This is a genomic window from Aquimarina sp. 433 (assembly GCF_054054605.1).
Genome location: NZ_JBSWZK010000004.1, coordinates 255,867 through 269,377, shown reverse-complemented (window position 1 = coordinate 269,377; position 13,511 = coordinate 255,867). Strand labels below are relative to the sequence as shown.

The 13,511-nt window shown below is 33.1% G+C and carries 9 protein-coding genes; 5 read left to right on the top strand and 4 right to left on the bottom strand.

The features are described 5' to 3' along the window. Nucleotides 1–38 precede the first annotated feature (38 nt). Nucleotides 39–416, top strand: a complete 378-nt coding sequence (locus ACWNT5_RS10555; RefSeq protein ID WP_299600553.1) for a nuclear transport factor 2 family protein — start codon at nt 39–41, stop codon at nt 414–416. A gap of 99 nt (nt 417–515) precedes the next feature. Here the strand turns inward: ACWNT5_RS10555 and ACWNT5_RS10550 are convergent, their stop codons facing one another. From ACWNT5_RS10550 to tsaD, 3 genes are all read right to left on the bottom strand, one after another. After that, complete coding sequence (locus tag ACWNT5_RS10550) at nt 516–2,633, bottom strand: T9SS type A sorting domain-containing protein (protein WP_299600555.1); 2,118 nt, start codon at nt 2,631–2,633, stop codon at nt 516–518. 152 nt (nt 2,634–2,785) lie between these two features. Next, the gene (locus tag ACWNT5_RS10545; RefSeq protein WP_456517301.1) at nt 2,786–3,490 is read right to left on the bottom strand and encodes a 16S rRNA (uracil(1498)-N(3))-methyltransferase; all 705 of its coding nucleotides are present in this window, start codon (nt 3,488–3,490) and stop codon (nt 2,786–2,788) included. A 5-nt stretch (nt 3,491–3,495) separates the two neighbouring features. Then, a complete protein-coding gene (tsaD, locus tag ACWNT5_RS10540; RefSeq protein ID WP_456517300.1) occupies nt 3,496–4,518 on the bottom strand; it encodes a tRNA (adenosine(37)-N6)-threonylcarbamoyltransferase complex transferase subunit TsaD in 1,023 nt (340 codons plus the stop codon). Between the two features lie 204 nt (nt 4,519–4,722). Between tsaD and ACWNT5_RS10535 the strand changes: the two genes are divergently transcribed. From ACWNT5_RS10535 to ACWNT5_RS10520, 4 genes are all read left to right on the top strand, one after another. Continuing rightward, nucleotides 4,723–9,027 carry a translocation/assembly module TamB domain-containing protein gene (locus ACWNT5_RS10535; RefSeq protein WP_456517299.1) on the top strand — a complete coding sequence of 1,435 codons (4,305 nt, stop codon included), beginning with the start codon at nt 4,723–4,725 and terminating at the stop codon, nt 9,025–9,027. Between the two features lie 25 nt (nt 9,028–9,052). Further along, on the top strand, nt 9,053–10,039 hold the full coding sequence (pfkA, locus tag ACWNT5_RS10530; protein WP_299600563.1) for a 6-phosphofructokinase: 987 nt from the start codon (nt 9,053–9,055) through the stop codon (nt 10,037–10,039). Nucleotides 10,040–10,046: 7 nt separating this feature from the next. Then, nucleotides 10,047–10,409, top strand: coding sequence for a methylglyoxal synthase (locus ACWNT5_RS10525; RefSeq protein WP_299602575.1), 363 nt, complete (start codon nt 10,047–10,049; stop codon nt 10,407–10,409). 363 nt (nt 10,410–10,772) lie between these two features. Then, nucleotides 10,773–12,965 (top strand): alkaline phosphatase D family protein, encoded by a 2,193-nt coding sequence (locus ACWNT5_RS10520; protein ID WP_299600565.1) that lies wholly within the window; start codon nt 10,773–10,775, stop codon nt 12,963–12,965. Between the two features lie 73 nt (nt 12,966–13,038). Here the strand turns inward: ACWNT5_RS10520 and ACWNT5_RS10515 are convergent, their stop codons facing one another. Then, entirely contained in the window at nt 13,039–13,419 is a 381-nt protein-coding gene (locus tag ACWNT5_RS10515) for a RidA family protein (RefSeq protein ID WP_299600567.1), read from the bottom strand. Nucleotides 13,420–13,511: the final 92 nt, after the last annotated feature.

Here is a 13,511-nt window from a genome sequence, read left to right as displayed (position 1 = left end):
GAAAATAGTAGTAGTTTTAAATTACTTAAAAACAGAATATGGATTTACAACAAAATAAAGATAATGCTGTAGCTTTCTACAAAATGGCTTATGAAGGTAATCCCAGAGCAGCAGTGGAGAAATATGTTGGAGACCAATATATCCAGCATAATCCGGACGTAGCAGATGGTACTGAAGGATTTATCTCATATTTTGAAAGAATGCAAGAAGAATATGCAGATAAATCTATAGAATTTGTAAGGTGTATTGCAGAAGGAGATTTAGTGGCATTACATACGCATCAAACTTGGCCAGGAAATGATGAATATATCACCATGGATTTTTTTCGTTTTGATGACAATGGTAAAATCTGCGAACATTGGGATTCTATTCAGCAAATTCCAAAAGAGTCTGCGAACCCTAATACAATGTATTAAGAAGTAAACTATTTAAGCATACTGGAAATCAAATAACAGTTATGAATAAAAAAAAGAGTGTCTGATAAGACACTCTTTTTTGTATGTTAAATCAAAGCTTTATTCAATTACCAATTTTTTAGCAACTGCTATATTGTTTTGTTCTATTCTTATGATATAAATGCCAGCATTTAAACCTGAAACATTAAGTTGGCTATCATTTAAAGTTTCAGATATCACCTGCTTCCCTAAAACATCGAATACAACTGCTGATATATCAGTATTAGAAGATGACGTAATATTTATAAATCCAGTATTTGTTGGATTAGGGAATACTTTAAAGTTTACTGTATTTTGATCAAACGAATCAACGGATAAAGTACTTGCATTATCATTTACAGCACCAGGTGTTCCAAGATCACCACTACCAAAAGAAGAAGTAGCCTCAGCCCAATTGGCACCGTCATCATTAGCTGTACTATTTAAATCATTAATAGATAACTCCATACTAGCACCTGTTGGATCAGGAAAAGTTGCACCATTATCCCAAATAACTTCGTCGATAACAACCGAACTACACTCTATGATAATACCATCTGTACTATTACCTAGTGAAATGTCATTTGCATATGTATAGTCAGGAGTAATTCCTCCGTTTGGTGTTGCGGCATTAGCGATTACTACATACCCCATTGCTGGTACAATAACAGATGATGTGATCACATGTGTTTCTCCAGCTTGATTATCGTCTTTGATAATCCAACTTTGAATATCAATAGGACTTCCGGTGGTATTATACAGTTCGAAATATTCTCCATTAGGATCATCTCCTGCAGAAACAGGATTTTGCATTATTTCTGTGATAATAATATCTCCAACATTTCCACAAACAGCCACAGGGGAAACAATTCCATTTATAGTGATCGTTTCATCCGTCACACTTGGAGATGATACTGTTATATCACCTGTATATGAATTAGCAGTTAATCCTGAAGCCAATCTAACAAAAACTTCGGTGTTCGCTACTGTTCCCATGCTTGGCGTAATAGTTACAGAAGAAGCAAATCCAGTACCCGTCGTTAATGATACTTCAAAATTCATTGGAGCAGTAATTGTAATATCTCCAGTAAGAAATAAACCTTCTACATTGAAACTATCTTCTGAAGATGGTCCTGATCCTTCAAAATACGAGAAATCACCTATAAAACCTGAAACTGTAAATTGTGGATCATCAGGGGAAACAATACCTTCTAATGAAATGCTCTGATCCATAGCTCCGGTTGAAGATGCGGTAACATCTCCCATATAGGTGTTTGACGATAATCCGGCTGTTAAACGTACAAATATTGTTGTTGTTGTAACACTTCCTGCAGAAGGAGTGATAGCAACAGATGAAGCAAATCCAGATCCTGTGGTTAGAGAAACTTCGAAATTCATAGGAGCAGTTATAGTCAAATCAGCACTAAGATTCGTTCCAGAAACTGTGAAAGTACCTTCGTTAGAAGGACCGTTGTTTTCAAAATAATCTAATCCAGAAACTGCACCACTAACAGATATAGTAGGCGTTCCCATTGCAGATTCAATGAACGCAGTAGTATCGATTGGTAAAATAAGTTCACCATCAGTAGCTTCTGTGGTCCAATTCGCCGGGTTAGCTATTAATGGGATATAATTTGCAAAAGAGGTTTCAGATGTTCTTGATCCAGTATATTCTCCACCATCAGGACTCCCAGATGTAGCGATTGTGATAAATGTAGTTCCATCAGTCAGACCAGATCCTGTAAGATCTCCCACACTATTTGAATATTGAATACCAGCTAAAAAAGTTGTTGGAGTATTTTCATCTGTTCCTAAATACGCAAGTAATGAGTCTCCACCTCCAGCTAGATTTATAGTTCCGGATCCGACTTGTGTTAAGGTTCCTAATGAGGCGCCATAAGAAGCATTTCCATCACTATCAGTATCAGTAAAAACGACTATAGTTCCAGCAGGTATTACATTACTGGGAGTATCCCATTGAATATTTCCTTCGTTTGAATCAACAAAACTACCAGTTCCGTCAAGTTCATCATCAGAAAAATAGATTGTAGTATTTGCCGCTATATCTGCTAAAGCAACTATTGCAAAATCATCATCTCCATCTGCATTATATGCCACAAATGCGATATCGCCTACCGTTTGCCCAAATGAAGCAAAAGAAAAAGAAAGAGTTAAAAATAAAAAATAAAGTTTTTTCATAATATAAATAATTGAGTGAAAAATAGTTCAGCAATATACAAAGAAATTACTGTGGTAAATCCACAGATCTTAGAAACTCTTTATTCTTAATTATAACTTAACACTAAGAAAGAGAATTTAATAGATGAGTACAATTTATTAAAAACTATATCCTACTGATTCAGAAAAGCAACACTATGTGTAGCAACGATTGCTGCAGTTTCTGTTCGCAAACGTGTATTTCCCAAGGTTACTGGTGTGTAGCCAGTAGTTATGGCAGTTGCTATTTCCTTGCTAGAAAAATCACCTTCGGGTCCGATTAAAATGGTAGTGCGGCTTTTTGTTTTTAGAGTTTCTTGCAAGGATCTTTTATTAGTTTCTTCACAATGCGCTATCAATAGCTGATCATTATTTTCTTGTTTTATGAACTCTGTAAATGAAATAGCAGGGTTTAATATAGGTAAGTAATATTGCAGGGATTGTTTCATAGCACTTTGTAGAATACGCTCAAAACGTTCTTGTTTTATTACTTTTCGCTCACTATGATCACATATAACGGGAGTAATCTCGTCAATACCTATTTCTGTTGCCTTTTCTAAAAACCATTCGTACCGATCATTCATTTTGGTAGGAGCTACGGCTAGATGTAGTCTATAGTCTTTTCGATCATGATGATTTTTATCTTGTAGTTGTATAATACACTTGTTAGGACTGGAAAATGTGATGAGACCTTTACATAATAAACCAATTCCATTTGTAATCTGAAGAATATCACCTTCTTTTTTACGAAGTACCTTGGTTATATGTTTACTTTCTTCTCTGGAGAATTCGAATTCTTCAGTAGCGGCTGTGATATCTTTACTATAAAAAAGCTGCATAGTAATTAAAACTTAATTCTAGCTTTGGCTACAATACTCATATCTGTAAAATCTTGTTGCAAATATTTTAAGTAACCAACAATACCGATCATCGCTGCATTATCAGTTGTATATTCAAACTTTGGAACGAAAGTCTTCCATCCATATTTGAATTCGCCTTCTTTTAATGCTTTTCTAATTCCTGAATTGGCAGAAACGCCACCGCCGATAGCTATGGATTTAATTCCAGTTTCTTTAGAAGCCTTTTTTAATTTGTCTATTAAGATATTGATTATAGTATATTGAATAGATGCACATACATCATGAAGATTTTCTTCTATGAAGTTAGGGTTTTCTTTTAATTGTTTTTGAACAAAATATAAAATTCCTGTTTTGAGACCGCTAAAACTAAAATTCAAACCATCTACTCGAGGTTTGGTAAATGGAAACGCTTTTGGATTCCCTAATTGAGCATATTTATCCACAAGTGGTCCTCCTGGATACGGTAAACCTAATATTTTAGCACTTTTGTCAAAAGCCTCTCCAACAGCATCATCAATCGTTTCTCCAATAATTTCCATTTCGAAATGATTAGTAACCTTCACTACTTGTGTATGACCACCACTGATTGTTAGAGCTAAAAAAGGAAATTCTGGTTTATCGAATCCTTCTTCATCAATAAAATGCGCCAAAATATGTGCTTGCATATGATTTACATCAATCAAGGGGATATCTAATGCTAGTGCTAGTGATTTTGCAAAAGATGTTCCGACTAATAAAGATCCCATTAAACCGGGACCTCTGGTAAAAGCTATTGCGGTAAGATCATCTTTAGTAATTCCAGCCTGTTTGATAGCCTGATCAATTACAGGAACAATATTCTGCTGATGTGCTCTGGAAGCTAATTCTGGAACCACACCACCATATTGTTCATGAATTTTTTGTGAAGCAACAACATTTGATAATACACGATCGTTGCATAATATAGCGGCAGAAGTATCATCGCAAGATGATTCAATACCTAAGATGTATACATTTTGTGAACTCATTATGAGGAAAAAGGCATAGAAATTGTTAATATTGTCAGCAAAGTTAAAACAATAAAACGTATCAAAAAATTTGGGAAAATATTGAAAAGGATATTGCTTATCCTTATATCGCTATTTGTACTATTGGTGATCTTATTTTCAATTCCCGCAATTCAAACTTTTTTTGGTCGAAAAATAACCAATTATATCAATAAAGAATATAATGTGGATATTAACATTGGTAAAGTTGGTTTAACCTATTCGGGTAAAGTAAATTTAAAAGAAGTCTTTGTAAAAGACCATCATCAGGATACCTTATTATTTGCTAGGAGTATTGCAACTTCTATTTTAAATTTTAGAGAGATTTCTAAAGGGCAGCCAGAGTTAGGAGCAGTTTCGATAGATGATTTAACCTTTAGAATGAAAATGTATAAAGGTGAGAGTAGTGATAATCTCATGACTTTTATCAGAAAATTTAATACTGGGAAAACATCCTCGTCTACAACTAAATTTTTACTAACAACAGGTAATGTTACTATGGAGAATGGTAAGTTTAGTTATATCGATGAAAATCTTAATTATTCCGATATTGTCATTCTACGAGATATTATGTTGGATGCGGAGAGTCTTAAGGTTGATGGAGAAGATTTTTATATAACAACAGACCTTTTGGCATTCAAGGATCATAGAGGTTTAAATGTCTCGAATCTGAAAACAGGTTTTTCTATTACTCCGACAGAAATGCGTTTTAGAGATCTAATTCTAGAAACGAAAGATTCTAAAGTAGATGGTGAAATCGTATTCGAGTACGAAAGAGGTGGACTTGTAGATTTTGAGAATAGTGTGAATATTACAGCCGATTTTATGAAAGCGGTAATTTCTACAAATGATTTGATTCCGTTTTATGATGAATTTGGTCGTAATGAAGATCTTACGTTAAAAAATACAACGTTAAAAGGGACTTTAAATGATTTTGAAGTATTAGATTCTGATATTTCTGGATTGGACAGATCGTTAATTCAAGGAAATATACGAATTAGAAATGCAGTTACAGATGTTTCCAAATTCAGATTAGACGGAGACTTAACCAACTTGACAACCAATTATTATGATCTAGTGAATCTGCTTCCAAATATTTTAGGACAGTCACTGCCGAAACAACTATATCAGTTAGGAAGTGTAAAAGGAGTAGGTAAGACCATAGTAACCATTAAGGATGTGGATATAGACATGGATTTCTTTTCTCAGTTAGGGAAAATCAATGCTTTTGTCTTACTGGGAGATTTAGATGATGTTAAAAGTGCAACATATAATGGTAGTGTAATATCAAACAATTTTAATATAGGTCAATTATTGGGCAAACCACGATTAGGAAATGCTGCATTTGATATTAATGTAGATGGAAGCGGTTTTACCTTGGACAATCTAGATACCAAGCTAGAAGGAGATATAAAAAAATTGGAGTTTAATGGATATACCTATACCAATCTTAATGTATTTGGGAATTTAAAAGATCCGGTTTTTGATGGAAAGCTAGTGGCAGATGATCCAAACATGAAATTTAGCTTTAATGGTGTAGCGGATATTTCCGAAGCAATTAATAATTATGATTTTGTTGCCAATGTAGATCATATAGATCTTCATAAACTAAATATTTTTACTAGAGATAGCATTTCTATTTTTAATGGAGATGTGAAGATGAAGATGAAAGGAACAGGTATTAATGACGCTTTTGGTACCATTTCTTTTGAAAAAACATTATACAAAAATCAAAATGCCAGTTATTATTTTGATGATTTTGACATCACATCTAGTTTTGATGACCAAAATATCAGAACGATTACTATGAATAGTCCTGATATTATCGAAGGTAATGTAAAAGGAGTTTTTAGATTTGAAAATGTGTATGATTTATTTAGAAATTCTATCGGTAGTTTATATACTAATTTCGAGCCGACTGAGATTACAGATAATGAATTCATGGAATTTAATTTCAGAATTTACAATAAGATTGTAGATGTCTTTTTTCCCGAAATTCAGTTCGCTCCCAATACTTTTATTAAAGGAAAAGTAGAAAGCAATGATTCTGAATTTAAGTTAACTTTTAAATCACCTTCGATTAAGGCGTTTGATAATCTTATGAAAAAGGTAGATATTCAAGTTGATAATAAGAACCCTTTATTTAATACCTACGTCGCTATTGATAGCATTAATACTCGATATTATGATGTATCTAAGTTTAGCTTGATTAATGTAACTCTTAATGATACACTATTCATGCGTTCTGAATTTAAAGGAGGTAAGAATAATGTGGATAATTACAATTTAGAATTTTATCATACAATCAACGAAGACAATAACTCGGTATTAGGATTTAAAAAATCCGATTTTACTTTTAAAGGATACACATGGTATGCAAATCCATATAAAAGTAAGAGTAATAATAAGATCATTTTTGACAACGACTTTAAAAATATAGCTATACAATCTATTAAGCTTATCCATGAAGACGAAGAGATCAGCGTTTCTGGGGTTATGGAAGGCAAAGATCATAAAGATATTAAGGCTACTTTTAAAGATGTAGATTTAAATAAAATTACGCCTTATATAGAGGATCTAAAGTTATCAGGTGTAGTCGATGGAGATCTTAATATATTTCAGGAAAAAGGAGTTTATTTCCCAAGTTCTACAGTAATTATTAATGATTTAGGTGTAAACGATATCAATATGGGTGAGCTACGAGTCAATGCATCAGGAAATGAATCATTAACTCAGTATTCAATCAATACAAGACTAGTAAACAACGAAGATATAAAGACATTATCCGCCGTGGGTTCTATTAATGTTTCTAACAATAATCCAGATATGAATATCGATGTAAACTTAGATCAATTAGATATATCAGGATTTAGCAATTTAGGAGGAATCGTAATTTCTGATCTTCGTGGATTAGTTTCTGGAAAAGCCAAAATAAGCGGGAATTATGTTAATCCTTCGATTGATGGAGTCTTAACATTAGATAAAGCAGGTTTAAAAGTGCCTTACTTAAACGTGGATCTCGATTTTGATAATAATTCTCGTGTTGTTTTAGATAAGCAGCGTTTTAATTTTGATAATATCGATATCACAGATACAAAATATAAAACAAAAGGAATATTAGGAGGATATATAGGTCATCAACGGTTTTCGAAATGGGATTTAGGTCTTACCTTAAAAGCAAAAGAAAGATTGTTAGTTCTCGATACGGAAGAAGATGAAGAATCTTTATATTACGGAACAGGTTTTATCAGTGGAGATGCTACCATAGCAGGACCGACCGATGGTTTAGTAATTGATGTTAATGCTACTACAGAAAAAGGAACAGTTTTCAAAATTCCTCTAAATGAGTCTGAATCTATAGGAGATAACTCTTATATACATTTCTTAAGTCCAGAAGAGAAACAGGCGCGATTAGATGGTAAGGAGATTATCTTAGAAGAAATTAAGGGGTTAGAGTTAAATTTTGATTTGTATGTAAATAATAATGCTTTAGTAGAAGTTGTTGTTGATAAAAAAACGGGTAGTTCTCTAAAAGGTAGAGGAGCAGGAACACTATTAATAGAGATAAATACCAATGGTAAATTTAATATGTGGGGAGATTTTGTAGCATATGAAGGAAGCTATAATTTTAGATATGGAGCGCTAGTAGGTAAAGATTTTACAGTAAGATCAGGAGGAAGTATTAACTGGGATGGTAGTCCGACTAGGGCAAAACTTAATTTAAGTGCAGTATACAAAACAGAAGCAAATCCAGCTGTATTATTAGAAAATGCTACGATTAACCGAAAAATACCAGTAGAAGTAGTGGTTGATCTTAATGGAGAATTAATACAACCAGATCTTAATTTTAATATAGAATTGCCTAATTTGAGTTCAGTAGCCAAAAGTGAGTTGGAGTATCAATTGGAAGATCAAGCAACAAAGGAACTACAAGCGCTGTCTTTAGTAACACAAGGTCAATTTTATAGTGGAAATTTAGATCCTACCTTTATTACAGGGAATTTGGTAGAAAGAGCTGCAGGATTGGTAAATGGAATATTTTCTGGAGATGATGATAAGTTTAAAGTAGGAGTAAACTATGTTCAAGGTAATCGAAATATCGATCAAGAAGCTGCAGATCAATTTGGAGTTACAGTATCTACACAAATAAATAATAGAATTTTGATAAACGGTAGAGTGGGAGTTCCTATAGGAGGTGTTAGTGAATCTGTTGTAACAGGAGATGTAGAAGTAGAATATTTATTTAATGAAGAAGGAACACTAAAGGGAAAGATTTTTAATCGTCAGAACGAAATTCAATATATCGGAGAAACTCAAGGATATAAACAAGGATTGGGACTTTCCTATTCCGTAGATTTCAATAATTTCGGAGAGCTGATTGATAAAGTATTTAAATCAAAAAAAGTAAAAGATTCGGTAGCCCAAAAAAAGAAGGATACTACCAAAATAGAAACACCAGATTTTATTAATTTTACCGATAAGAATAATTAAATTCTGACAATATAACCTACGATAGATGGCTAAAGAAATTCGGACAATAGGCGTAATGACTTCAGGAGGTGATTCTCCAGGAATGAATGCAGCAATTAGAGCAGTAGCAAGAGCTTGCTCTTATTACAATGTAAAATGTATTGGCTTTTACAGAGGCTATCAAGGCATGATCGAAAATGATTTTTGTGAGATGAATGCCAGAAGTGTTCGCAATATTATAAGTACAGGAGGAACGATTCTGAAATCCGCAAGGTCTTCGGAGTTTAGAACACCAGAAGGGAGAAAAAAAGCTGCAGAAAACTTAAAAAAAGCAGGTGTAGATGCTATGGTACTCATTGGCGGTGATGGAACTTTTAAAGGTGGACAAGTTTTTAGTGAAGAATATGATATTCCGGTAATTGGAGTTCCAGGAACCATTGATAATGATATTGCAGGAACTAATTTTACCATTGGATATGATACGGCTTTAAATACCGTAGTAGAAGCTATTGATAAAATTAGAGATACGGCAAGTTCTCATGATAGACTGTTTTTTATCGAGGTAATGGGACGTGATGCTGGTTTTATAGCATTAAATAGTGGTGTAGGAGCTGGAGCAGAAGAAATCCTTATCCCAGAAGAGGATCTTGGGCTAGATAGGATGCTAGAGTCATTAAAAAGAAGTAAAAGATCTGGAAAATCTTCCAGTATTGTAGTGGTAAGTGAAGGAGATAAGATAGGAAAGAATGTATATGAACTAGCAGACTATGTTACCGAAAACATGCCTGATTATGACGTAAGAGTAACCGTTTTAGGTCATATGCAGCGTGGAGGATCTCCAACTTGTTTTGATAGAACTTTAGCCAGTAGACTCTGTGTTAAGGCAGTCGAGTTATTACTTGATGGAGAAAAGAACGTAATGGTAGGATTGATTAACAACGAGATTGTAGCCACTAATTTTGATGATGGTCTGAAAGAAGATCACAGCATTAACAAGGAATTATTACGAATTTCGGATATACTTTCTGTATAAATTTATGATGACAATAGCTATAATCGCTCACGATGGTAAGAAAGCCGATATGGTACAGTTTCTTAACGAACATCGAGAAATATTAGATTCTAAAAAAATTAAACTTGTTTCTACTGGAACAACAGGAGAAAAAGCAAAAAAAGCTGGTTTTAATGTAGAAGCATTACTTTCTGGTCCTCTTGGTGGAGATGCGCAGATTGCAGCAGGTGTTGCCGAGAAGAATATACATATGGTCATTTTTTTTAGGGATCCTTTAGCCAAACACCCTCACGAACCAGATATTTTTATGTTAATGAGACTTTGTGATGTATATGATGTTCCGTTAGCTACAAACCCATCTACTGCAGAATTATTACTTAAAGGGTTGTAAAGATAAGTGATAGATACATTGTTCTTGTAATTCTCATATCTTCTAGAATGCAAAGTAGATTCTTTTCAAATATTAGTTAGTTTTAGTAAGATTAATAAAAGCTCTACAGGATTTTTTCTTTTTTCTTTAAAAGTACTATGGAAATACAAATTTTAAATTTTATAGAATAGAAGTGTTTTGTTGATTATTATTATAAAATAGTATTTTGTTTAGAGAATGATTTAAAATCATAGTTAATTAATAAGCGTTAAATTAAAATATTCATTATCCATTTTAAGGTTTGATTAAAAAAGAATCACGTTGATTTTTTGTTTGCTCATTCGCATATTTTCGCGAAAAACTAACAACTAAATATAGCTTTACATGAAATCAAATCTTAAAAACCTAATCTTTTTATTTTTATGTACACATTGCTTTTACGCTCAACAAATAAATACGGTTCTTACTAAAATAGAGCGAACTGTAAATGTAGGCGATGTGTCTGATTATTTTAATCCTTCGTTAGCACCATTTTATCACGGTGTTGCATCAGGTGACCCTTTAGAAAACTCTGTTATTATTTGGACAAGAGTTACTACCAATGAGAATAATGTACAAGTAGATTGGAAAATAGCCAAAGATCCTCAGATGAATCAAATTGTACAACAGGGTTCTACAAATACCAGTCAATCAAAAGATTATACGGTGAAAGTTGATGCGATCGGTTTGGAGCCATATATGACGTATTATTATCAGTTCGAATCTTTAGGTGCAAAATCTATTATAGGAAAAACCAGAACTGCTCCCGCACAAGAGGATTTAGTTGATAACTTAAGATTTGCTGTAGTATCGTGTTCAAATTATCAAAATGGATATTTTAATGCATACAATCAAATTGCAAGTAGAACAGATTTAGATGCTGTAATACATCTAGGAGACTATATTTATGAATATGAATCAGGAGGATATGGTTATAGTAATGAAATTAACCGAGGTCATGTGCCCGAAAATGAAATAATTACTTTAGATGATTATAGAGTACGTCACTCTTATTACAAATTAGATCCAATGTTACGTAATGTACATCAACAACATGCATTTATAAATATATGGGATGATCATGAGTTTGCGAATGATGCAAATAAATTTGGAGCGGAAAATCATTCCTCATCTTCAGAAGGTGATTGGGAAGCAAGAAAAAATAATGCTTTCAAAGCATATTTTGAATGGATGCCAGTAAGAGCTAATTCCATTGAAGAATACAGACTGTACAGAAAGATATCTTATGGTAAGTTAATGGATTTAATTATGTTAGACACTAGAATAGAAGGAAGAGATACGCAAGTAAATTCTTCTAAAAACCTTATTAGTGCTGCCGCTTCTAACGATGCATTTAAAACTTTTGCACAAAATGTAATTGCTAAAAAGGATCTTACCAAAGAAGAGGAATTAAAAGAAGTATTAAAAGAAGTGTTACCAATGATCTTGAATGTTTCTTTAGATAGCGGTGAGAAATCTAAAAATGAAAAAGCTCTAAATGCCGAGGAGTTCGAGCAGGTAATTGATGGTTTCGTGAATCAAGTTTTGCAAAAAGGAAGTTTAGATAAGAAATCAACCTTTGCTTTAGAGCAATTACTACAGAAAGGAACAAAATATAGAGAAAATGAACTATCAAAGTCTAATAAAGAGTCTTATAAATCCATATTAGGATCAGAACAATTTCTGTGGTTAAAAAATCAATTACAAAGCTCTTCTGCAAAATGGAGAATTATTGGTAATCAGGTAATGGTTATGCCTTGGAATGGTGTTCCTTCTAACGATGCTTGGGATGGATATCAGGAGGAGAGAGAACAACTTTTAGAATTTATTAATACTAACAACATTAACAATGTAATTGTACTAACAGGAGATATACATAGTACTTTTGTTGGTGAAGTACGTTATAAGGGCAATTGCGAAATGTGCGAGTTTGTAGTTCCTAGTGTTACTTCTACTAATTTGGATTTTATTGGTGGAGTTGCTTCGGGATTATCAGAATTTTATGTACGGTTGTTAAACAGACATATAAAAGATGTTGATTTAGATAATCATGGATATTATGTGCTTGATGTAAGAGAAAATAGAGTACAGGCTGATTGGTTTGATACGAATGATGTTTCAAGACCAATAGCACAAGAAAATAGATCTCGTAGCTGGTATGTAAATTCTAATGATTGTAAAGTAAGAAGAACTTCTCAGGCTGCGATAGCACTAAATACCAGAGAAACGCAAAAGGAAACTACTACAAAGCATGAATTGCCTTCAGGAAGTATTAATGAAAAATTCGTTGTCATGGGAGTATACCCAAACCCCATTTTTGATAGAGGGAATGTTCATTATATTATGAATTCCGAGGGTAAGGTGATTATTAATTTGTTTGATATTCAGGGGAGATTGGTTCAAAAGTTACAGGAACAGGAACTTCAAAAAGGGATTTATAATCTATCATTTGATGTTGACGGATTGAAAACCGGTAGCTATATACTTTCTATAGAAAGTGATAATACAAAAGCTACTCGAAATGTTATAATAAAATAAACCACGTATCTCTTATAAATTAAAAGCCTAAGTTGAATAAACTTAGGCTTTTATATTTGATTCAATTGAGGTCTTATTTTACAGCAATTACAGAAATTTCAACATTTACGAATTTTGGTAGTGCAGCTACAGCCACTGTTTCTCTAGCTGGAGCAGTATCTTCGTTAAAATAACTTCCGTATACCTCATTTACTTTCGAAAAGTTATTCATATCACTTAAAAAAATTGTTGTCTTAATAACATTTTCAAAAGTCATATCCACCTCATCCAAAATGGCTTTAAGGTTTTGCATTACCTGTTCTGCTTCTTTTTTGATATCATTCGTAACCAATTCTCCAGAAGTAGGATTAATAGCTATCTGACCAGAAGTATATAAGGTATTTCCGTTTAGAATAGCTTGACTGTAAGGTCCAATGGGAGCAGGTGCTTTGGAAGTCGTGATGATTTTTTTCATGATATGTAAAGTGTTATTGTTTATTTTGATTTTGTAATATTTTCAAATAATTTCCTCAAACCTCAAACCTCAAACCTCAAACCTCAAACCTC